This window comes from Tianxiuia mixotrophica, assembly GCF_050596425.1.
In the GTDB taxonomy this organism is placed as follows: Bacteria; Bacillota; Clostridia; order Peptostreptococcales; family Acidaminobacteraceae.
On the sequence record NZ_CP192292.1, the window covers coordinates 30,656 to 51,535 of the forward strand.

The 20,880-nt window shown below is 40.8% G+C and carries 20 protein-coding genes, 1 pseudogene and 2 other annotated features; of the genes and pseudogenes, 15 read left to right on the forward strand and 6 right to left on the reverse strand.

The features are described 5' to 3' along the window. The first annotated feature begins 175 nt into the window (after positions 1-175). The 3 genes from murI to serS all read left to right on the forward strand — a co-directional run bounded on the left by murI (position 176) and on the right by serS (position 3,181). Positions 176-946 carry a glutamate racemase gene (gene murI / locus ACQ4KW_RS00135; protein WP_430884533.1) on the forward strand — a complete coding sequence of 257 codons (771 nt, stop codon included), beginning with the start codon at positions 176-178 and terminating at the stop codon, positions 944-946. Positions 947-1,246: 300 nt separating this feature from the next. Continuing rightward, positions 1,247-1,492 (forward strand): hypothetical protein, encoded by a 246-nt coding sequence (locus ACQ4KW_RS00140; RefSeq protein WP_430884534.1) that lies wholly within the window; start codon positions 1,247-1,249, stop codon positions 1,490-1,492. Between the two features lie 80 nt (positions 1,493-1,572). Further along, positions 1,573-1,780, forward strand: a binding site (T-box leader). Positions 1,781-1,906: 126 nt separating this feature from the next. Further along, entirely contained in the window at positions 1,907-3,181 is a 1,275-nt protein-coding gene (gene serS / locus ACQ4KW_RS00145; RefSeq protein ID WP_430884535.1) for a serine--tRNA ligase, read from the forward strand. Between the two features lie 129 nt (positions 3,182-3,310). On the opposite strand, the gene ACQ4KW_RS00150 is transcribed toward serS, so the two are convergent. Beyond that, positions 3,311-4,492: a pyridoxal phosphate-dependent aminotransferase gene (locus ACQ4KW_RS00150; RefSeq protein ID WP_430884536.1), complete on the reverse strand. Its 1,182-nt coding sequence runs from the start codon at positions 4,490-4,492 to the stop codon at positions 3,311-3,313. 151 nt (positions 4,493-4,643) lie between these two features. Here ACQ4KW_RS00150 and ACQ4KW_RS00155 point away from each other — a divergent pair, with 151 nt between their 5' ends. The 10 genes and pseudogenes from ACQ4KW_RS00155 (at position 4,644) to ACQ4KW_RS00200 (ending at position 13,365) form a co-directional block, all read left to right on the forward strand. Further along, a complete protein-coding gene (locus ACQ4KW_RS00155; protein WP_430884537.1) occupies positions 4,644-4,847 on the forward strand; it encodes a hypothetical protein in 204 nt (67 codons plus the stop codon). Positions 4,848-4,863: 16 nt separating this feature from the next. Beyond that, positions 4,864-5,361 carry a hypothetical protein gene (locus ACQ4KW_RS00160; protein WP_430884538.1) on the forward strand — a complete coding sequence of 166 codons (498 nt, stop codon included), beginning with the start codon at positions 4,864-4,866 and terminating at the stop codon, positions 5,359-5,361. Position 5,362: 1 nt separating this feature from the next. Beyond that, the gene (locus tag ACQ4KW_RS00165) at positions 5,363-6,787 is read left to right on the forward strand and encodes an aminotransferase class I/II-fold pyridoxal phosphate-dependent enzyme (RefSeq protein WP_430884539.1); all 1,425 of its coding nucleotides are present in this window, start codon (positions 5,363-5,365) and stop codon (positions 6,785-6,787) included. 40 nt (positions 6,788-6,827) lie between these two features. Continuing rightward, positions 6,828-7,379, forward strand: a complete 552-nt coding sequence (gene lepB, locus ACQ4KW_RS00170) for a signal peptidase I (RefSeq protein ID WP_430884540.1) — start codon at positions 6,828-6,830, stop codon at positions 7,377-7,379. Positions 7,380-7,457: 78 nt separating this feature from the next. After that, positions 7,458-7,784 carry a cyclic-di-AMP receptor gene (locus ACQ4KW_RS00175; protein WP_430884541.1) on the forward strand — a complete coding sequence of 109 codons (327 nt, stop codon included), beginning with the start codon at positions 7,458-7,460 and terminating at the stop codon, positions 7,782-7,784. A gap of 1 nt (position 7,785) precedes the next feature. Further along, positions 7,786-8,769: a DNA polymerase III subunit delta' gene (holB, locus tag ACQ4KW_RS00180; protein ID WP_430884542.1), complete on the forward strand. Its 984-nt coding sequence runs from the start codon at positions 7,786-7,788 to the stop codon at positions 8,767-8,769. Further along, positions 8,770-9,558 (forward strand): annotated as a pseudogene (locus ACQ4KW_RS00185) (PSP1 domain-containing protein); the annotation flags it as partial. Positions 9,559-10,076: 518 nt separating this feature from the next. Further along, positions 10,077-10,853, forward strand: coding sequence for a tRNA1(Val) (adenine(37)-N6)-methyltransferase (locus ACQ4KW_RS00190; RefSeq protein ID WP_430884543.1), 777 nt, complete (start codon positions 10,077-10,079; stop codon positions 10,851-10,853). Further along, positions 10,846-11,691, forward strand: a complete 846-nt coding sequence (gene rsmI, locus ACQ4KW_RS00195; RefSeq protein ID WP_430884544.1) for a 16S rRNA (cytidine(1402)-2'-O)-methyltransferase — start codon at positions 10,846-10,848, stop codon at positions 11,689-11,691. The genes ACQ4KW_RS00190 and rsmI overlap by 8 nt, the downstream gene beginning before the upstream one ends. 441 nt (positions 11,692-12,132) lie before the next feature. Further along, positions 12,133-13,365 (forward strand): MFS transporter, encoded by a 1,233-nt coding sequence (locus tag ACQ4KW_RS00200; RefSeq protein ID WP_430884545.1) that lies wholly within the window; start codon positions 12,133-12,135, stop codon positions 13,363-13,365. A 70-nt stretch (positions 13,366-13,435) separates the two neighbouring features. Here the strand turns inward: ACQ4KW_RS00200 and ACQ4KW_RS00205 are convergent, their stop codons facing one another. Beyond that, positions 13,436-13,684: an AbrB/MazE/SpoVT family DNA-binding domain-containing protein gene (locus ACQ4KW_RS00205; RefSeq protein ID WP_430886519.1), complete on the reverse strand. Its 249-nt coding sequence runs from the start codon at positions 13,682-13,684 to the stop codon at positions 13,436-13,438. 508 nt (positions 13,685-14,192) lie between these two features. Further along, positions 14,193-14,738 (reverse strand): hypothetical protein, encoded by a 546-nt coding sequence (locus ACQ4KW_RS00210; protein ID WP_430884546.1) that lies wholly within the window; start codon positions 14,736-14,738, stop codon positions 14,193-14,195. A 176-nt stretch (positions 14,739-14,914) separates the two neighbouring features. Between ACQ4KW_RS00210 and ACQ4KW_RS00215 the strand changes: the two genes are divergently transcribed. Beyond that, complete coding sequence (locus ACQ4KW_RS00215; protein WP_430884547.1) at positions 14,915-15,418, forward strand: flavin reductase family protein; 504 nt, start codon at positions 14,915-14,917, stop codon at positions 15,416-15,418. Positions 15,419-15,557: 139 nt separating this feature from the next. On the opposite strand, the gene ACQ4KW_RS00220 is transcribed toward ACQ4KW_RS00215, so the two are convergent. From ACQ4KW_RS00220 to ACQ4KW_RS00230, 3 genes are all read right to left on the reverse strand, one after another. After that, entirely contained in the window at positions 15,558-15,956 is a 399-nt protein-coding gene (locus ACQ4KW_RS00220) for a YxiG family protein (RefSeq protein ID WP_430884548.1), read from the reverse strand. 137 nt (positions 15,957-16,093) lie between these two features. After that, a complete protein-coding gene (locus tag ACQ4KW_RS00225; RefSeq protein ID WP_430884549.1) occupies positions 16,094-17,506 on the reverse strand; it encodes an ATP-binding protein in 1,413 nt (470 codons plus the stop codon). A 2-nt stretch (positions 17,507-17,508) separates the two neighbouring features. Further along, positions 17,509-18,201, reverse strand: a complete 693-nt coding sequence (locus ACQ4KW_RS00230; RefSeq protein WP_430884550.1) for a response regulator transcription factor — start codon at positions 18,199-18,201, stop codon at positions 17,509-17,511. A gap of 122 nt (positions 18,202-18,323) precedes the next feature. Then, positions 18,324-18,556: a binding site (T-box leader), on the forward strand. Positions 18,557-18,671: 115 nt separating this feature from the next. On the opposite strand from ACQ4KW_RS00230, the gene metG reads away from it, so the two are divergent. Beyond that, positions 18,672-20,663 carry a methionine--tRNA ligase gene (gene metG, locus ACQ4KW_RS00235; RefSeq protein WP_430886520.1) on the forward strand — a complete coding sequence of 664 codons (1,992 nt, stop codon included), beginning with the start codon at positions 18,672-18,674 and terminating at the stop codon, positions 20,661-20,663. Positions 20,664-20,880: the final 217 nt, after the last annotated feature.

Genomic DNA, 20,880 nt, shown 5'->3' on the forward strand with positions numbered 1-20,880 from the left:
TATGTTGATAACTTTCTGAAAATAATGATTTATTCACAGGAACTTTAGATGAAAATCTTCTTATAAGAAGCAATTAGAGGGCTTGTGACTTGTGGATAATGTTTTTATAATAGATTGTCTAATCCTTCAATAGGTAATATAATATGGGTACGATTATTTTGGGTGGTGAAAAAATATGGAGAAAACAGCCCCAATAGGTGTTTTTGATTCTGGTATGGGCGGTATTTCTGTTTTGGGAGAACTGCAGCGACACATGCCGACTGAAAACTATATATATTATGGAGATTCTGCCAATGCCCCATATGGGGCTAAATCAACAGAAGAATTGATAGAGCTTTCTATACAGGTAAGTGACTACCTGGTTTCTCAAGGTGTTAAGGCCATTGTGATTGCCTGCAATACTGCGACAAGTGCAGCTGTTCAAGTTTTAAGAGCCAAATACGATATTCCCATAATCGGAATGGAACCGGCCTTGAAACCAGCTGTGGAGGGCACAGAAAATGGACGCGTTGCTGTTATGGCCACAGAGGTGACCCTTCGTGAGAAGAAGTTTTCTAGATTAATGGAAAAACTTGATTCAGCCTGCCCCATTGAGAAGGTTCCATGTCCGGACTTGGTGCCCCTTGTGGAAGAAGGTTTTGTTTGTGGCGATAAGATAGAAATGGCAATCAGGCGATGTTTTGCGGATGTGAATATAGAAGAGGTGACCAGTGTGGTCCTTGGATGCACACATTTTGTCTTTTTAAAAGAATCCGTCAAGACTGTACTGGGTGACAATATAAAAATTTATGATGGTAATTTTGGAACCGTTCGTCATTTAAGGAATAAGTTGATGAAGCTCGGTCAGCTCAATATGGAAAATGATAGGGCTGAAATTAAAATAATTAATTCTCTGTCTCAGGAAATGGTTCTGAGATCCAGCGAACTGCTTAAAATGTATGTGTAGTATGCTGGTTTGTTTTAGGATACATTTTACTTGTACACAGACAGCAAATATAATAAAATAGGCTTGTTGGTTTTTTGATGAATCTTTACTTGATCCTCTTTTGTTCACAAGTACGTCTTGAACAGTTGAGGGGGTTAAGTTTTGAAACGAAGTGGGTGAAGAAATGCAAAGATTCCTGCGATGGTTCAAATCTCTACTCGGGATGAAAGAAGAAGAAGTGTCACTAAGTAAATATTTGATTGGTGATCATATATTCCAAACAACAAACAAGCGTTCCAGATAGATAAAGAGGTGAATCTTATGGAGCATGGTGTTTCAGATGAAGCGCTGGTGTATGTTGAAACAAAACTGAATGAACTCGTTGAAACGGAAAAATTAGATGCAGAAATTGAACAGATTATTCGTCTGCGTTATGGAATTGGCGATAGCAAACCTCTCAATTTCAAACAGCTAACCAAGGTGTTTAAAATGCCACCAAAGAAAATGAAGGCTAAGTTGTTGCAGGCGGAGCGTACTGTTTTCAATATCCTCAAGAAAAATCTTTAAGCGATAGGATGCGTTTTATCCTAGAACTCAAGAAAACTGACTTGAATGGGATATAAAACTGTGCTATATTTAAGAACAATATTAGGACTATGAAAGAGCAAGTAAATGGAGAAGCAGTATAGAGAGTCAGTGTTTGGTGCAAACTGATGTGTCTATCCATTGAAATCTACTCTGGAGTCTTTTGACGAAAGTCAAACGGTTGGCAGCCGATAAACTGCTTCTAAGAGGATTGGTAAAGACCAATCAATCAGGGTGGCAACGCGGGAAATAGAGCTTCTCGTCCCTTATTCAATCACTTTATGTGACGTGCATTGAATGAGAGACGAGGAGCTTTTTTTATTGCAGACCAGACCCATGAGAGGACCTGTTTGTCGTAAAATTTGTGTTAGAGCAATCCAATAAGGAGGAACGAACATGTTAGATATTAAAAGAATTCGTAATGAATATGATGATGTGAAAAAAGCCGTTGAGTTAAGAGGCAAAGGTGATTTTGGTCTGGAAAAAGTCATTGAACTAGATAAAGAGCGCCGTGCAATAATTTCAACTGTTGAAGATATGAAAAATAAGCAAAAGACCGTATCAAAGCAAATCCCGATGTTGAAAAAGGAAGGTAAGGACGCCACAGAAGTCCTTGCTGAAATGAAAAAACTATCTGAAGAAGTTAAAGATCTGGATGCAAAGGTCAAAGACATTGATGCGGCCCTTGAAGATGTACTGCTTGGTATTCCAAACACACCATGCGAAGGTACGCCTGCCGGGGCAACCGATGAAGACAATTTAGAGCTTCGTACTTGGGGCGAGCCAAATAAATTTGATTTTGAACCAAAAGCCCACTGGGATATTGGCACGGAACTGGATATTCTTGATTTTGAAAGAGGGACAAAAATTGCTGGAACTCGATTCACAGTTCTCAAGAACAATGGCGCTAAGCTAGAGCGTGCCCTGATCAATTTTATGCTTGACCTGCACACAGAGGAGCATGACTTCACAGAAGTTATGACACCATTTATGGTCAATCGCGAGGCTATGACAGGAACAGGTCAGTTGCCTAAATTTGAAGATGACATGTTCCATATTCCAGCGAAAGACTTTTTCCTAGTTCCTACAGCGGAAGTGCCTGTGACCAACCTATATGCTGGAGAAATTTTAGATGAAGAGATTTTACCGATTAACCACGCAGCCTACACGCCATGCTTTAGAAAAGAAGCGGGTTCTGCCGGTCGAGATACAAGAGGTATTATTCGTCAGCACCAGTTCAATAAAGTGGAAATGGTTAAATTTGTTGACCCGGATAAGTCTTATGAAGAGCTTGAAATTTTAACATCTGCAGCTGAAGATGTGCTAAAGCTTCTTAAACTGCCATATCGTGTTGTTCAGCTTTGTGCAGGCGATTTAGGCTTTAGCTCAGCAAAGACATATGATATTGAAGTTTGGATGCCAAGCTATGATAGATACCTTGAAATCAGCTCTTGCTCTAACTTTGAAGACTACCAGGCACGCCGAGCCAATATCCGCTACCGAGACAAGGAATCAAAGAAAGTGCATCACGTACACACACTAAATGGTTCTGGACTAGCGGTGGGACGTACAATGGCAGCTATCCTTGAAAATTACCAGCAGGAAGATGGCAGTGTTGTCGTTCCTGAAGCCCTTCGTCCATACATGGGGGGAAAAACGGTTCTTAAATAGGGACTTGATTCAAAATAAAATAAATGAATACAAGAAATCAATGAATACAATAAGAAACGGGATGAACCGACGCCAGTCGGTTCATCCCGTTTTTAATACATAGATTCTATGTTTATTAATTAAAGCAACTTATCTTAGACCATCCACAAATTTTTGAATACGTGAAATGCCCTCACGAACGTCATTTATATCGGCGGCATAGGACAGGCGGATGTAATCATCCAGACCAAATGCAATCCCTGGTACAACAGCAAGTTTATAGTCTTCTAGGAGTCTGTTGCAAATTTCAACAGAGAAAGAATCACTAAACTCAAGTTTGTCTTTAATGATAGACATATCAGCAAAGAGATAAAAGGCACCGTCTGGCTGAACAAGGCTGACGCCGTCAATAGCTTCAAAGCGTTTCAAGGCTTCATCGCGTCTTGTTTTATATGTCTTGACCATCTTGTCCATATCGGATTGACATTCAGTTAAAGCTCCAAGTGCAGCCCACTGTGTAATCGTTGATGGATGAGAAACAAGATGCCCCTGAATGGTGCCGATGGCTTTAGCAATTTCTGGTTGGCTAGCCGTGTATCCAAGTCTCCATCCCGTCATTGCAGCTGATTTAGATAGGCCGTTAATAACGATTGTCATCTTCCTTGCCTCTTCAGATAAGCTCGCAATGGATGTGAACTGGTCAAGGTAACAAATACGTTCATATATTTCATCGGCAATAATATAAATGTTGTTTTCTATACAGTAATTAACCACTGGAAGAAGCTCTTCTTTGGTGTATACAGCGCCAGATGGATTGGATGGGTTTGTGATAAAAATAATTTTCGTTTTTTCTGTATGAGCGGCCCTTAAATCCTCCACGGATAATTTAAAGTTGTTTTTCTTTTGTGTTTCGACAAAGACAGGGTTGCCTCCGCAAAGTTTAACCATTTCTGGGTAGCTGGTCCAGTATGGCTTGGGTATGAGAACATCATCTCCATGATCAAGCAGGGCGGTCAATGTATTTGTGATAGCATGCTTGGCACCGCTTGAGACAACAATTTCATTGATGTTATATTCCAGGTCATTTTCCTCTTTTAGTTTTTTGCAGATGGCTTGACGAAGTTCTATGAGACCAGCAGCAGCGTCATACTTGGTTTTATTCGCTTCTATGGCTTTTACAGCAGCGTCTTTGGCACCATCTGGTGTCATAAAATCGGGTTCGCCAATACTTAGACTGATGATATCTTCACCGCGTCGTCTAAGCTCTGCTACTTTTGTGCTGATGCCAATGGTAACAGATGGCGAAATTGCGAACATCTTTTTTGAGAGCATGGAAACCTCCTAGGGTGTATAGTTTTACACATGATAACATAAATACAGATCGATCTTCAAATGGAATAAAGTGTTAGGAAAATATTTTGAATAGAATCATCTAAAGTGATAGAATGAAAGTGTTGTAAAGTCTTAATGAACAGGTGAAAATATGGACTATTTAGAAACAACAGTTATAATAGCGGTTTCCTTGTTTGTCATGGTCGTTATGGGGTTTGTTCTCTTTGATGTGGGAAAAGACGTTGTAAAGGCTGCAAGGAAGGAACAAGAGTTCAAGAGAGCACGGAAAAAAGCGCCTGATAATGTGGTGAAGTTTTCCCGGGAAAACAGACGTAAAACCCGTGCAATCAAATAGGAAGGGGTCCGCTGGTATGGGAAAGCTCTGTAGACAGTCCCTCAAGCACGACAAGTTGGATTTTTGGAAGTTGGCACTCATCTTGGTTTTAACAATTGTGTTAATGAACATTGTTATGGGATGGGCAGTAAGGTTTGGTGCGGTTGTCGGCAGTTTGGCAGCGGTTGGTATCTTGGCACTTGGTACAGTTTTATGCTTTCGTTTTATATATCGGTATTTGGCCCAGTATGATTATAGACTGATCGGTAAAGAGCTTATATTGGAAAGAGCCCTTGGACGAGCCAATCATGTTGTGTACACAATTGGCCTTGAGCAGGTCAAGTCATTGGTACCTTATAATCAGTTTGACAATGCTACAAGAATTAAAAGGCTTCATAAGTTTGTTTTGCATAAGGACACATCAAAGTGGTATGTCGTTTCCTATAAAGAGGAAGAAGAAACGAAAAATTTGGTGTTTGAACCAGATGAAAATTTCTTATCGGGTCTTCAGTCAAGTTTAGACAAGGCGGTTTAAAATGAGCCGCAAGCCAATAACAGGGGCCATTGAAAAGTATCTGGAAGAAGATCCGGTTTCTTTTCATGTCCCTGGACACAAGAACGGCCGAGGGCTTGGAAATCTGACAAAACTCGATGTTACAGAAATTCCTGGAACCGACAATTTGCACCATCCTGAAGGTGTTATATTAAGGGCCCAGGACACCGCTCGAAAAATTTATAAGTCCCGTTCTTCCTATTTTCTCATCAATGGAACAACGGGCGGCAACCATGCCATGATATTGTCTTGTACAAAGCCGGGAGACAGTATACTCATTGGTAGGAATGCTCACAAGTCAGTTCATACAGCCTGTATTTTAGGGGGATTAAACCCCGAATATATACCGGTGACGGTTCATCCTGAACTGGGAATACCCATGGGTGTTCAAGCGGATGACGTGAGAAAGAAAATGGAAGCCAATAAGAATATAAAGGCCGTTATCATAACGAGCCCAACCTATGAGGGCATTTTGTCAGACATTAGATCTATTGCAGATGTGGTTCATGCGTTTGATGGCGTTTTACTTGTCGATGAAGCTCACGGAGCCCATGTGCCCCTACATGAAGCTTTTGGGACACCGGCTATAGGCAATGGAGCAGACATAAGTGTGCAAAGCACACACAAATCCTTGAATGCTCTGACCCAAGCTTCCCTGCTTCATATTGGCAGTGAACGTATTGAACGATTCCGGGTGGAGTCTTGGCTATCTATGCTTCAATCCTCAAGTCCATCATATGTTCTAATGGCGTCTTTAGAACAAGCCCTAAATGATTTTGAAAAAAAAGATTCCTTAAAAGCGAACCGACTTGTAGAGGCCCTGGAAAGCACAATACAAGGTCTCAAAAATGAGCTGAAATTAAGGGTTCTTTCAAGTGAAGATGTATGTGATTTTGGATTTTCAAAAGACATAAGCAAGTTTGTCATATTTTTAAAAGATGCTGAGAAAATTGGAGTTATGCTTCGAGAAAAATACGGCATCCAAGTGGAGTATACCACAGCAGACAGCCTTGTTTGTGTTTGCTCAATATACAATACGCCTGAAGACTTTGATCGCTTGCTTTCAGCCTTAAAGGAACTTGGTGTAAAACCCCACGAAAAGATTCAAGGTTTGACAGATTATCCAGAGCCTCTTGTGAAATTATCTCCAAAAGAAGCCTTTTATGGATCGTCTCAACCTGTTTCAATAGAACAATCCGTGGGAAGAATATCAGGAGAGTATGTCATACCCTACCCGCCGGGCATTCCAATTTTGGCGCCTGGGGAATGTATCACCCAAGAAATCTTGGATTTGATTCATTCTTGGCAGGTCAAAGGCTTTTCCATCATTGGAACCACTGATGGGTCACTACAGACTCTTCTAGTCATAAAAGAGGATTCATCCAGTGCACTTTCGAGACGTCTGTGATCTGGGAAGAATCCTGCAATATATCAACTATGGAGGCACTATGAAAAAAGAAATAATTGAATGGATCAAAGCCATAGGGTTTGCCCTTGTCATATTTTTTATACTCAATATATTCATCTCGACGACCACTGTGTATAACACATCTATGTTCCCTACATTAATTGAGGGAGATAGGCTCGTACTCTTGCGTACGCAAAATGTTGAAAAGGGTGACATTGTGTCATTTGAGTCCGATATGACCCTGTCAAAAGACGATATTGCATCCTTAAATCTGATTCAGCGTTTTATGGTCAATGAAGATACAAAAAAGAACCTGATCAAAAGGGTTATTGCTGTTCCAGGTGATACAATCGAAATTAAGGACGGTGTGGTTTTTGTTAACGATGAAATTGTTGACGAACCCTATATTAATACGGTGACAAATCATGACGTGCCGCTTACAGAAATTCCTCAAGGCCATTATTTCATGATGGGTGATAACAGGTATGTCAGCCTAGATTCAAGACAACTTGGACCTATTGAAGGGGATAGAATTATTGGGAAAACAGCATTCAGGTTTTTCCCGATCAATCGTATAGGAAGCGTTAAGTAGAGACACCTCTATTGGGTGTCAATAAGATATGATAATGTGAAACTTCCATATGGTATAATAATGTCATGGAGTGATTATATGAAACTTGTCATTGCAATAGTACATGACGAAGATGCAAGCAGACTTATTGATAAACTGAATGAGAGCCAGTTTCGGGTAACCAAACTAGCTTCTACAGGCGGATTTTTAAAGTCGGGTAATACAACCCTCTTTACTGGTGTAGAAAAAGACAAAGTGGATGATGTCCTTGCGCTGATTAGAGAAACATGCAATACGAGAAGAGAAGTGACGCCATCAAGCACCTTAATAGGAGAAGCGGGCGGCTATTTGTCTATGCCGATTGAAGTCACGGTTGGCGGGGCGACAGTTTTTGTTGTTGATGTAGAACAGTATATGAAGGTTTAATATGTATTTTCAAAAAATAGTTGGTCATGATGACTTAAAAAGCAGAATTCGAAAAGCCCTTCGAGAAGACCAGTTGGCTCATGCTTATATATTTGAGGGTGTGCAGGGTGTTGGTAAGTCGATGACGGCGGAGGCCCTGGCAGCTGCACTTCTTTGTGAAAACGCCCTTGATGAAGCCTGTGGCGAATGCCCAGCTTGTCAGAAAATGGCCACATCAAACCATCCAGATTATGAAATTACCCATCCGGATGGTGCCAGTATAAAAAACAAACAGATTGAAGGCTTTCAAGAGTTCATACACTTAAAGCCCTATACGGGAAGCCGTAAAATAGCCATCATTAAGGATGCCCATACAATGACGCTTAGCGCTCAAAATAGGATCCTTAAAATTTTGGAAGAACCCCCTCATTATGCGGTGATTATTTTTGTGACAGATCAAATGGCAGGGATGCTTCCAACCATTCGATCAAGATGTCAAAGCGTTTCTTTTCAAAGGTTACACAGGGAAGAAATCCAGCAATATTTAATGAAAAACAAAGGCACAGCTGAAGAAGAGGCAAAGATGTTTGCCACCTTTGCAGATGGATCTATCGCTCGGGCTGTTAACAGCCTAGAGGATGAGGCCTTTATAGAACTTAGAAACGGTATTGTAGAACTTGCAGACCACCTGATTATGAAAAAAATAGCCAAAGCCTTTGACTGGGCCTCAGAAATGGAAGGACAAAAGGACAAACTTCCTGAAGTTTTTGAATTGCTCAAGCTTTGGTTTAGGGATATAATGCTGATTAAAAGTGGAGCGGATAGGGATTTGCTATTTAATGCAGATCAACTGGATCGCTTGGAAAAAGAATCTTATAGAATGTCATTGAAACAATCAGTAGAAATACTTGAACGAATAGAACAAGCAAGGGCACAGTTATCGTCCCATGTGAATGTGGGGCTTATACTTGAAACGTTAATTATGGATATCCAGGAGGGTACGTAAATGGTGACAGTTGTAGGCGTACGGTTCAAAAGAGCCGGTAAAGTCTATTATTTTGATCCCGACGAGCACCAGATTGAAAAGGGGCAAGCGGCGATCGTAGAGACGGCAAGAGGTATTGAATACGGTGATGTGGTTGTTGGACCTAAACAGGTGCCAGATGATGAAATTGTACCGCCGTTGAAGAAGGTTATTCGTGTGGCAACAGAAGAAGACACTGCCATACACCTTGAAAATAAAGAACGTGCTGTGGAAGCCCTTGAAATATGCCAAGAAAAGGTTGCCAAGCATGAGTTGGAAATGAAACTTATAGATGTTGAATATACTTTTGATAACAACAAGGTTATTTTCTACTTCACGGCAGATGGTCGTGTGGACTTCAGAGAACTGGTTAAAGACTTGGCCTCTGTCTTTAGAACACGTATTGAGCTAAGACAGATTGGCGTTCGTGATGAAGCCAAAATGTTAAATGGCATAGGCCCATGTGGTGTGGGATTGTGTTGTGCCAATTGGCTGGGTGACTTTGCACCGGTCTCTATTAAAATGGCAAAGGACCAGAACCTCTCTTTAAATCCGACAAAAATTTCAGGCATTTGTGGCAGACTAATGTGCTGTCTGAGATATGAACATGAAAATTATGTTCAAATTCGAAAAGAACTGCCTCGACGAAATGATAGAGTTATGACGCCTGAAGGCAAGGCTGTTGTTATTGATCCTGTCATTCTCAAGGAATCTGTAAAGGTTCGTGTTATTGTAGATGAGGAAAAGAATGAACTTGGGGAAGATATTCTCATCTTCCATAAGGATGAGATTGGCCCTATTCCAAAATGTGACAAGAAGGGCAACTGTCCTAAGCATAAGGAAAAGCCTGCCCAAGATGATGTGGATTATAAGGATTCTGAACTTGTGGCCGAAGCAGAGCCATCTAAAGAAGAAATCAAAGAACTTGAAGCCATGCTGGAAGATGACAAGCGTCGAGGCATAGCGGGTGGATCAAAGGGCAAGGATAGACCGGATAGAAAAGCAAGACATGATCGGTCTCGTCATCCAAAGAATAGAAAGCCTAGACCTCCAAAGAGTTCTCGAAGCAACGACGGCAAACCTGATAGCAAGGGTGACGATAAATCAGACAACAGCAAAAAGGGCGACAGAAGACCACCGCGTCCTAAGCATAAACGTCCAGAAAAGAACAAACAGGACAAGCCTCAAGGTGGAAATGAGTAAAAGTTTTTATTAGCACTAGAGCTCGTGCATCAGAAGATGGTAAACATCGATGACTGTGCGAGCTTTCTTAATGAGGAGGATTAACCTTGAATGAATATGTAAAGCCTCATGAACGGGTGGATGATTTACAAATTGATGGTCTTAAAATTATACAAAATCCAAAAGGCTTTTGCTTTGGCATAGATGCTGTTTTAGTGAGTAATTTTGCCCGAGTCAAAAAAGGCAGTCGGGTTGTAGATCTTGGAACAGGAACAGGCATAATACCCCTTTTAGTCAGTGCAAAGTCTGCCCAGTCTAAAATCTCTGCTTTTGAAATACAAGAAGACGTTGCTGACATGGCAAGACGGTCTGTGGCCATGAATGGCTTAGAAGATAGAATTGAGATTATAGAAGACAATATCATTAATGCACTGGATCATTTGGGCAAGCATACGGTGGATGTGGTCATTTCCAATCCACCTTATATGGCATCTGGTGTTGGAGAAGTTAATCCTTCAGACCACAAGGCCATAAGTCGTCATGAAATCCATTGTACCCTTGAAGACATTATATCTACAGCCAGCGCCCTTCTGAGGGGCAGTGGTCAGTTTTTTATGGTTCATAGACCCAATAGACTGGTGGATATTCTAACATTGTGTAGGGCCCATAATCTTGAACCCAAGCGTATTCGTTTTGTCCATCCCTTTGCTGGGAAAAGCCCCAATATTGTGCTTATACATGCTACGAAGGGTGGACGCCCTGATGTGAAGGTTCTCGAACCTCTTGTGGTCCGCAATGATGACCAGTCTTATACGGAAGAAATCTATGAAATATATAGACAGACCAATATCAGTAGCTTTGAAAGGCGGGAGAAGAATGGGTGATAAGGGAAAACTATATGTTTGTCCAACGCCAATAGGCAATTTGGATGACATCACATTTCGAGTTCATGAGACTTTAAAGTCTGTGGATTTGATTGCAGCTGAAGACACAAGACATTCCAAGAAACTTTTGAACCACTTCGATATCCATACTCCAATCTTTAGCTACCATGAGCACAATAAGGGAAAAGCAGGTCCTATTCTCATTGAAAAAATGCTGGGTGGAAGCTCTGTTGCCATAGTCACTGATGCGGGGACACCGGGCATTTCAGACCCTGGGGAAGATTTGATTAAATTGGCGATCGATGAGGACATTCAGGTTGTTAGTCAGCCTGGGGCAACGGCTTTTGTAACAGCCCTTGTTGCTTCTGGCTTGCCAACAGGAAAATTTGTATTCGAAGGCTTTCTTGACCGTCATAAGAAAAAGAGAAAAGAAGCTTTAGAAGCCCTCAAAAATGAAACAAGAACCCTTATTTTTTATGAAGCCCCTCATCGGTTGGGTCAAACCTTAGAAAGCATGCTTGATGTTCTTGGAGATCGTCAGATGACAGCGGCTAGAGAGCTTACAAAACGATTTGAGACCTATGTCCGAGGCAGTGTTTCTGAGGTGATTGAGCATTATAAGACCGAGCAACCAAGGGGGGAGTTCGTTCTGATAGTGTCAGGGATTGACCCAGATGATATTGAAACAGAAGCCGATCCATTTCTTGAAATGGATATTGAAGACCATCTGAAACATTTCATAAACCAGGGGATGCGCAAAAAAGAAGCGGCAGCCCTTGTGGCAAGTGCCAGAGGGTTGAATAAAAGAGATGTCTACAAAGTGACTATAGATATATAAGGCTTCATATGATAAAATAATTGCAAAGTATTCACTCAATTGACACAGTGCATATTTATGGCAATAGGAATTATTGAGGATCGTAAGATTCACGCTCTATTATGGAGGACGAAATGAAAGCTCAGCTTGCAAAGAATAAAATTCTATCGACGCTGCCAGCTTCACTTTTCGCAAAAACTGGCGAAAGAGTGCTGATGGGGTTTGTGCGACAACGGAATGGTTTTTAATGCAAGCAATTACAATATCTGCTATTTGAATGTGAGACTTTACACTTTTTTAAGTCTAATATATACATTTTAGCCGAGCTGAATTGCTCGGCTTTTCTTGTTTTTGAAAGTAGATGATTTTACAAGATGCATTAAAAAAATGCCTGGTTGTACATCGGGATGGCGGGAAGATATGCATATACATTGAGTTTAGTCCAAACATAAGGAGCAAAAAATGAAAGACCTAAAATTAAAAAAATTAAAAAAATTAAAACGAAATATTCCACTTGAATATATTTACACCATACTATTTAACCTTGATCTCACCAGGGGTCTATGGATGATTTATCTTGCAGGAAAAGGGATGTCTCTCATGCAGCTGGGCCTGCTTGAATCTATTTTCCACGTGACATCTTTTCTGATGGAGATACCAACAGGGGTTGTTGCAGATTTATTTGGAAGACGTATGAGTCGTCTTATTGGCAGGCTCTTGTCAGTGATTTCCCTGGTCCTCATTTTTACTGGGCGAGGTTTTGAGGCCTATGCTTTTGCCTTTGTCATCACGGCCTTTTCATATAATTTCGAATCTGGTGCTGGTGAAGCCCTTGTTTATGATAGTCTGAAACAAATAGACATGTCGTCTTTTTTTATAAAAATGACAGGTCGAAAGGAACTTATCTACCAGTTAACCAGTACAGTGGCCTTTGTTATAGGGGGCTGGCTTGCGACCATTTCCTACCGGTGGGTTTATATGTTGAGTATAGTTTTTGGCTTACTGGCTTTAGCCGAAGGCATTTTCTTTACAGAGCCTGATCTTGGGCGGGCTGAAGTTACCAGTGTCAAAGACTCCATGCAGGGGCAGATTATTGGCTCCTTTAAAGCCATAAAAGATCGACCTAGAATTGCCTATTTGTACTTTTCCATAAATATTTTAGTGGCCTTTATTACAACCCTATTCTTTTACCTTCAAAATTACTTTAAAGGACAGGGCTTGCTGGAGTCTGAAATTGGATTGATTCTTGCGGCTGCATCAATGGGAGGGGCCTTGGCTGGGGTTCAGGCATGGCGACTTGAGAATCGGTTTGGCAATAGAGTTTTGTTAAGAGTCTTGCCGATTTTTATAAGTATCGGTTTATGGACAATCGCCCTAACGCGGCTAGAAGCCCTGGCATTTATATATTTATCTGCCTTGGATGGACTGATATTTGTGGTCACAAGGGACTATATCAATAAGTTGATTCCAAGTGGGCAAAGAGCGACACTTCTGTCGGTGGACAGCATGATTTTTAGCCTCAACATGATTGTTCTTTTCCCCCTTGTCGGTAAACTTGGGGATGTGTATTCACTTAAAACGGCCTTTCTCTTTATGGCCCTACTTTCTATCATTATTGCTGGTGGAAACTTTTTTATGATTGCACGGCTGGAACGTCATGAGAAAGCCTTAGAAAAGCCCTTAGAGAAGCACTGATAAACAAAGAAAAGCCTGTGGGGTAACCCCACAGGCTTTAGATTTTCCGTACGGAAAAAAATTGATATGCTTAAAGCTTTTTCATTTCTTCGATACAATCAGGACAGATGTTTTTGCCCTTTAGATTACGAACACCCTTCGCTTGACCACAGAAGATGCAAGCTGGTTCGTATTTCTTAAGGATGATTGTGTCGCCCTCAACGAAAATTTCTAGTGCGTCTTTTTCACCAATGTTTAGTGTTCTTCTTAGCTCGATAGGAATTACCACACGGCCAAGCTCATCAACTTTACGTACGATACCTGTAGATTTCATGAAAATCCTCCTCTAGACATAATTCGACAAAATTCGCTTAATAAGAGAATACCAACGTTTACAATAAAAGTCAACCATTTTTTTCTAAATTTAAGGTAAAACCGCATAATTCTTTATTTTTAAAAGGCAGAAAAAGTTAATATATGAACATACAGTATAATTTTACCCAGATATATACATATTAATCACCTTTATTTTGGAAAAGTGTCTACTATTTAGTTTTCCGCTTACAAAATAATGAAATGGAATTGGAAATTGAGATAAAGTCTCATTCGACAAATAGCGACAAAGTAAGCGATTGCAATATTTCTATATTTAGAAATAAAATACATTACCATTATTCTAAATATTTTAGGGAATCTGGTAAATCGTGTATCTCTTAGTAAAAAAATAGCCACAAGACAGGTTGTTTAATCAAAAACCGTCTTGTGGCTATCTAAATATCTTCTTTAGATTAAATGTGCATAATTTGGAAATGAAATTTATCTAAGGTATTATTGTGAAATCTTTATTGTTAATCAGATTCTTTTGCCTGTGTTTTCCCCTTGTTTGTTGGGGGTTCTGTGTCCTTTTGGCTTTCTTCTTTTACAGTGTCCATATCAAAATCTGACTTAGGAACTTCTTTACAGACCATTACGGTATCTTTTACCTCTTCTTCATCTTCTTTGTTTCCAAAATATTCTTCATAGAAGGTCTTAATAATAGAAACTGTGTGCATGATGGAAGAAAATTTTCCTGCCATGCCGCTTTTTTCAGCAATAGCGTCTGTGACATTGTCGGATGTCTCGGCCAAATTGTCGACGGTTTGGTGGAAGGCCTCCATGCCGTGGGCCACTTCTCCTGAGATGGCATTGACATTCTTTGTGATACCAGGCAGTTCGTCAATGACAGAATCAATTTCTGGTCGTTTTTCATCGACAATTTTCATGATTTCCTTAAAAGACCTGTAAAAGCGAATAAGTATCATCAGTATGTATAAAAGAACCCCCGAAAGGAGTACCCAGAGTACAAAAAGTCCAATGTCTTTAAAGGAAAGAGATATGTTGATGGCGTTGTTCAATCTGATCACCTCGTATTTTGTGAGTTGTGGTTGAATAGTGGTAGACCCACTGCTTATTCTATCATAAGTGAATGGATTATAATATTATGCGGTTCTAAGAATAGTTCGACACCGCTATGTATAATCCTGCTAGTTTTTGATATGATCATTTTAACAAATTGAAGGAGGCGTCGTTTATGAGAGAAGTTTCATTTCAGGATTTGTCCAAAGACTTTTTGTCCCAGCTTGTTAAGGGGGCATTTTTAACAGTGAAGGCAGGCGAAAAGGTCAATACTATGACAATTGGATGGGGGAATATAGGTTTTATTTGGAATAAACCCATAATGATGGTCCCTGTGAGATACTCGAGACATACATATTCAATGATTGATGGTTCAGACACGTTTACTGTGAGCGTGCCTGTTCAAAGTGACATGAAAAAGGAACTGGCTTTTTGTGGCACAAAATCTGGACGGGACATGGACAAAATTCAGGCCTGTGGCTTAAACTTGTCTGCAGGTCAGTCGGTGGAAACACCAATTATTTCAGATTGTGAACTTCACATTGAATGTAAGGTGGTCTATAAGCAGGCCATGGAACCGGGCACACTCGACCAGGACATTCGAGATTTAAAATACCAAAATGGTGACTACCATGTTATGTACTATGGAGAAATTCTTAAGGCCTACTACTTAGATTAAGTCTTGCGTTTCAAAAAAAATTCATAGCCATAAAGACAAAATAAACCGCTTAGATAATGTAGGAATGTACATGACTAAGCGGTTCTATTTTTGTTTTTAAATTCTTGCAGCTGTCAAATTGACTTGGCAAGCAATTGACTTATAAAACATTAAACGCATTTCCGTTGATATGGATAGATCTGGCTTCAATATACATGCTCTTATCATTTAAACTGATAGCAAAGTTTGGAATAGAAATTTCTATAGGCGAAGCTTCCTCTGACAAGTCTGCTATTGATTTTACAGAAGCAAATTCTCCAAATCCACCTTTATGATAGGCGATGGACTGAATGAGATCTGTTTTTGTGTCCGCAGTGATGAGCGTGTCTGAGTCATCTATATAATAGAAGGCATTGACACCTTCAAATTGTATATCGACATTATCCCTTCTTTGCGGCTTGAGTTTAAATGATATTTTCTGATCTTCCAAATCTATTTTAAGAGAGTCAATTTTGCTGGAGTCCAGCTGATCTAGCCACGGATTTAGTTCCATAGACATCATTATACCACCTCGTTCTTACTTTCCTTATTCTCCATATGTTTTATCATAAGTGCATGGACGAATCAACCATTTTTAAGAATCTTCATATTTGGCCACGGTTAAAAGTCGATTGTGACTTGCCATGAGACTGTCTTCTATTGATTTTCAGGAAATTTGGGCAGTTTAATTTTAAAATGTGTTCCAGTGGAATAAGGCAGCAGTTCAATACAGCCTCCATGCAGTTCAATAATTCGCTTTGTAATAGAAAGGCCTAAACCAGTGCCATTGTTTTTTGTGGTTCTGGCCTTATCCCCCCGAAAGAAGGGGTTGAATATGTGTTTTTGTATGTCCTGCCCTATGCCCACGCCATTGTCAGAAATCAATAGGACGATATACTGGACTTCCTCTTGGAGGCGGACTGTGAGGGTTGTGTTTTCCCCACTATATTTTATAAAATTGCCAATAATGTTATCAAGGGCCCGCCTGAAGTTTTGAATGTCCAACTGGACAGTTTCCCCTTTACTGGTTGACGGCTGATCAGTTTGGCCGAGGGCTTCCATTTGAATATCATAGTTTTTACCAGCCCTTTCGATGTCAGTGATCCATCCTGCCAGGATGTCCTCCACAACATGTTTTATATTGTAGGTGTGGCGCTCAAGGGTGTACTGGCTGGCATTGAGTTTTGAATAGGTAAAAAGCTCGTCTAAAAGATGATTGGCCCGGATGCCATTTCGGATGATGGCCTCAACCCATTTTTTATCAGGTTCTGACAAAGTCCTTGATGTTTTTAGGCTTTCACTATACCCGATAACATTGGTCAGTGGGGTTTTGAGGTCATGAGAAATATCGAGGATGAGCTCCTGCCTAGAATTTTCAAGATTTTCTCTGAGGGCAATTTCATTTTCAATGGTCTGGCTTAGATTGTTGATGTCTGCTGCAAGACCGTCTAGGTCATTCCCCGCCTTTAGGTCAATTGTCTGTCCGTACTGACCTTGACTGATTTCATGTAGCGTTTTTGAAAGTCTGTAAAGAGGCTGAATAACCTGTTTTGCTGAAAAGCGACTGAATATAAAAACGATACATAAGGCCCCTATAGCAAAAATAATGGTTGATAAAAAAGCGGCCTGATTCTCAAGGAGAACTTCTCGGTAAGGCATGAACAAGACCAGCATTTCCCTGTCGTCATCATAGGGATAGTAGACCATGATGTCTTTTGTGCTGTTATTTGTGAGTTCATTAAAAACCCGCACACTGTAGGCGTATCCAGGTTGGTGCCCCTGCCCTGTTGAAGCCAAGACATTGTATTCACTGTCAATGAGTTCCACATAACTTTCCTGAGGTAGGTCTAGGGCTTTCCAGGGGATGCTTTCCTTTTCAAGAACTGAAGTATAAATGGCATCAAGAGCTTCGAGGGACGGATTATAGTAATACATTTGTTCTGTAAACTCTGCGTTTAAATACAAGGCAAAGGCGCCAAGGCATATAATGAGGACGATCATTATGAAATTAAGTCGTGTAAATTGTGAAGCCAGAGTCTTGCCCTGACCTATCCTGTTTATGGTTTTCATGATCAAGACTCCAATCTGTAGCCCACACCTCTAATTGTCTTTATAAGGCTTGGATTTTTTGGATCTATCTCAATTTTTTCTCTTAAATGACTTATGTGGACCATGATTGTGTTGTCATCACCGTAGTAGTTTTCTTCCCATGCGTACTCGTAAATTTGTCGCTTGGTGTAGACGCGTCCAGGGGCCTGCACGAAGAGGGTGAGAATCTTGAACTCAGTCGGATTGAGATCCACGCGCTTGTCGCGAATGATAACTTCATGTTTTTCTTCATCAATTGTAATGGGGCCGCTTTTAAGAACCCGTCCCCTTAGGTCTGGGTTATGATTGAATTTTAAGTAGCGGCGCAGGTGGGCTCGTACCCTTGAAGAGAGTTCGAAAATACTAAAAGGCTTTGTGATATAGTCGTCGGCTCCCAAGTCTAGACCTAGAATTTTGTCGTGGTCTGCATCCCTAGCTGTGAGCATAAGCACGGGCACTTCACTGGTCTGACGAATGTGACGAAGGAGCTCGATCCCGGTTAGGCCGGGCATCATAATGTCGAGTATTATAAGATCGAAATGACTGGATTTGAACATTTCAAGGGCTTTGAGGCCGTTATCGGCTGCTTCCACCCTGTAGTCATCTTTTTCAAGATGCATTCGAATGAGTTCTCGAATGTCTGTGTCATCTTCTGCTATAAGAATTTTAGGTGTCATGACTCTACCTCCTAAGTGTATTGTACCTCGATTTTGAGGCAAGGGGTCGTATTTTAAGGTAAATTTAAGACAGACTTGTTCCATATCATTCAACGTGTTATAATACAGCGTAACAGAAATAGATAGAGGCTATGAAGGGAAGAGTAAGCTTGAGACAATGTCTTAGAGAGCCGGAGATGGTGGGAACCGGTACGGAGTAAAAGCTGAAGATGGCCCCTGAGCCCTGATGGTGAAATACAAGTAAGCATCAGCGGATTGCACCCGTTACAGTGCGTGTGACATGTTCACACTGAGTTACAGTCAGCGATGATTGTATGAAGTAGGGTGGTAACGCGAATCGGTCTTCGTCCCTTTGTTGGGAGAGGGCTATTTTTATTTTTTGTGAAGTTGATGTTTATTTTATCGAAAATAGAGGTTTTTCATTGAAAAATCAAATAGAGATGGTCTATCTACAAAAGGCCAATTATAAAATGTGGGTATGTAGTGAGAGATTTAAAGGAGGAGACACAATGTCAAAAGGTACTTATTATGTAACGACGCCGATTTACTATCCGAGCTCCAATCTGCACATCGGTCATACGTATACAACGGTGGCAGCTGATGCGATTGCAAGATTCAAAAGAGCGACTGGCTATGACGTTATGTTTTTAACGGGTACAGATGAGCATGGTCAAAAAATTGAAACTGTGGCAAAGGAAAAAGGCATGGCGCCAAAAGATTATCTTGATGGCATGATTGCTGGCATTAAAGACCTTTGGAACACGATGGAAATTTCTTATGACCAGTTTATCCGTACAACGGATGAAGACCATAAACGCCGTGTACAAGCTATTTTCCAAAAGCTCTATGATAATGGAGACATTTATAAAGGCGAGTATGAAGGCATGTACTGTACACCTTGTGAATCTTTCTGGACAGAGTCTCAACTAGAAGATGGAAACTGCCCAGATTGTGGTCGTCCTGTTGAAAAGACAAAAGAAGAAGCTTATTTCTTTAAGCTTTCAAAATATCAGGGACGTGTTCGTGAACTTTTAGCAAGTGGCGAGTTCCTACTGCCAGAATCTCGTGCCAATGAAATGATCAAGAACTTCATTGATCCAGGCCTTGAAGACCTTTGTATCACACGTACAAGCTTTGACTGGGGTATTCCTGTACCATTTGATGAAAAGCATGTTATTTATGTTTGGCTGGATGCACTAAGCAACTATGTGACGGCTCTTGGCTATCCTGAAAACACGGATAAGTTCAATAAATACTGGCCTGCAGACGTACACCTTGTTGGTAAGGAAATTGTACGTTTCCATACAATCATTTGGCCAGCAATGCTAATGGCTCTTGATGCGCCACTGCCAAAGATGGTTTACGGCCACGGCTGGCTCCTTCTTGATGGTGGTAAGATGTCAAAATCCAAGGGCAATGTGGTCGACCCAGTTGTGCTGATCGACAGATATGGGGTGGATGCTCTAAAGTACTTCTTGCTTAGAGAGTACAGCTTTGGTTCAGATGGCAACTTTAACAATGAGGTTTTACTGAACAGAATCAACTCTGATCTTGCAAATGACCTGGGCAACCTTGTAAGTCGCAGTGTGGCCATGGTGGAAAAGTACAATGACGGAGAAATTGTAAAATCACAGGCTGTTCTTGAATTTGATGAAGATCTTAAGAAAATTGCTGTTTCCACTGCAAACCGTGTTGAATCCAAGATGGAAGTTCTTGATTACTCCAACGCACTAGAGGAAATTTGGAAACTGATTCGTCGTACCAACAAGTACATTGATGAGACAATGCCTTGGGCTCTTGCCAAGGAAGAAGAGAAAAAAGCTGACCTTGATACGGTTCTATATAATCTGATTGAAAGCATCCGCATTATTTCTGTTTTGATCCAGCCGTTTATGCACCATACATCACGCGGAATTTGGGAGCAAATTGGTGCTGTTGAAGGTGAAAAAACAGTCTGGGAAGCTTCAAAGATATTCGGTCTAACAGAAGCGGGTACGAAGGTGAAGAAGGGCAAGTCCCTATTCCCGCGTATTGACGTGAAAAAAGAGATTGAAGAATTGGACAATCTCGGTGGTAAAAAAGAAGAGAAAAAAGCCAAAAAAGAAGAAAAGAAAAACAAGAAGTCTAAAAAAGATGAAGCAAAGGGTGAAATCACTATTGATGACTTTGCCAAAGTGGACTTTAAGGTGGCTGAAATCACATCTGTTGAAAAACACCCCGATGCGGATAAGCTTCTTGTGCTTCAACTAAAAGTTGGAGAAGAAACGCGACAGGTTGTTTCTGGCATCGCTGGTCACTACACGCCAGACGAGCTCGTTGGTGAGAAGGTTATTCTTGTTGCCAACTTAAAACCAGTTAAACTAAGAGGTGTGCTGTCTCAAGGCATGATCCTGGCAGCGACTTCTGGCAAGCAACTTAAGCTTGTTTCTGTTGATATTGAGTCGGGTGCGACGGTATCTTAGTCCATTGTAAGCGGACTTTCAAGTGTTTTTAAAATCCCCCAAAATGTTTGGGAATAAACAAAGCGACAAAGGGACTGTCTTGTGTGCAGTCCCTTTTCCTATGGTTTCTTAAAGGAATCTTTGTTGTTTACATATTTAGAAATGGGTATGAAGTCACCACGGGCATTATGTCCCCTTGCAATGTCATGTGCCCTTTTTATATAATGATTCGTAGTGT

Excerpts from the sequence above, each read along its gene's own strand:
- murI (WP_430884533.1), top strand. The coding sequence starts at position 176 with ATGGAGAAAACAGCCCCAATAGGTGTTTTTGATTCTGGTATGGGCGGT.
- ACQ4KW_RS00140 (WP_430884534.1), top strand. The coding sequence starts at position 1,247 with ATGGAGCATGGTGTTTCAGATGAAGCGCTGGTGTATGTTGAAACAAAA.
- serS (WP_430884535.1), top strand. The coding sequence starts at position 1,907 with ATGTTAGATATTAAAAGAATTCGTAATGAATATGATGATGTGAAAAAA.
- ACQ4KW_RS00150 (WP_430884536.1), bottom strand. The coding sequence starts at position 4,492 with ATGCTCTCAAAAAAGATGTTCGCAATTTCGCCATCTGTTACCATTGGC.
- ACQ4KW_RS00155 (WP_430884537.1), top strand. The coding sequence starts at position 4,644 with ATGGACTATTTAGAAACAACAGTTATAATAGCGGTTTCCTTGTTTGTC.
- ACQ4KW_RS00160 (WP_430884538.1), top strand. The coding sequence starts at position 4,864 with ATGGGAAAGCTCTGTAGACAGTCCCTCAAGCACGACAAGTTGGATTTT.
- ACQ4KW_RS00165 (WP_430884539.1), top strand. The coding sequence starts at position 5,363 with ATGAGCCGCAAGCCAATAACAGGGGCCATTGAAAAGTATCTGGAAGAA.
- lepB (WP_430884540.1), top strand. The coding sequence starts at position 6,828 with ATGAAAAAAGAAATAATTGAATGGATCAAAGCCATAGGGTTTGCCCTT.
- ACQ4KW_RS00175 (WP_430884541.1), top strand. The coding sequence starts at position 7,458 with ATGAAACTTGTCATTGCAATAGTACATGACGAAGATGCAAGCAGACTT.
- holB (WP_430884542.1), top strand. The coding sequence starts at position 7,786 with ATGTATTTTCAAAAAATAGTTGGTCATGATGACTTAAAAAGCAGAATT.
- rsmI (WP_430884544.1), top strand. The coding sequence starts at position 10,846 with ATGGGTGATAAGGGAAAACTATATGTTTGTCCAACGCCAATAGGCAAT.
- ACQ4KW_RS00200 (WP_430884545.1), top strand. The coding sequence starts at position 12,133 with ATGAAAGACCTAAAATTAAAAAAATTAAAAAAATTAAAACGAAATATT.
- ACQ4KW_RS00215 (WP_430884547.1), top strand. The coding sequence starts at position 14,915 with ATGAGAGAAGTTTCATTTCAGGATTTGTCCAAAGACTTTTTGTCCCAG.
- ACQ4KW_RS00220 (WP_430884548.1), bottom strand. The coding sequence starts at position 15,956 with ATGTCTATGGAACTAAATCCGTGGCTAGATCAGCTGGACTCCAGCAAA.
- ACQ4KW_RS00225 (WP_430884549.1), bottom strand. The coding sequence starts at position 17,506 with ATGAAAACCATAAACAGGATAGGTCAGGGCAAGACTCTGGCTTCACAA.
- ACQ4KW_RS00230 (WP_430884550.1), bottom strand. The coding sequence starts at position 18,201 with ATGACACCTAAAATTCTTATAGCAGAAGATGACACAGACATTCGAGAA.
- metG (WP_430886520.1), top strand. The coding sequence starts at position 18,672 with ATGTGGGTATGTAGTGAGAGATTTAAAGGAGGAGACACAATGTCAAAA.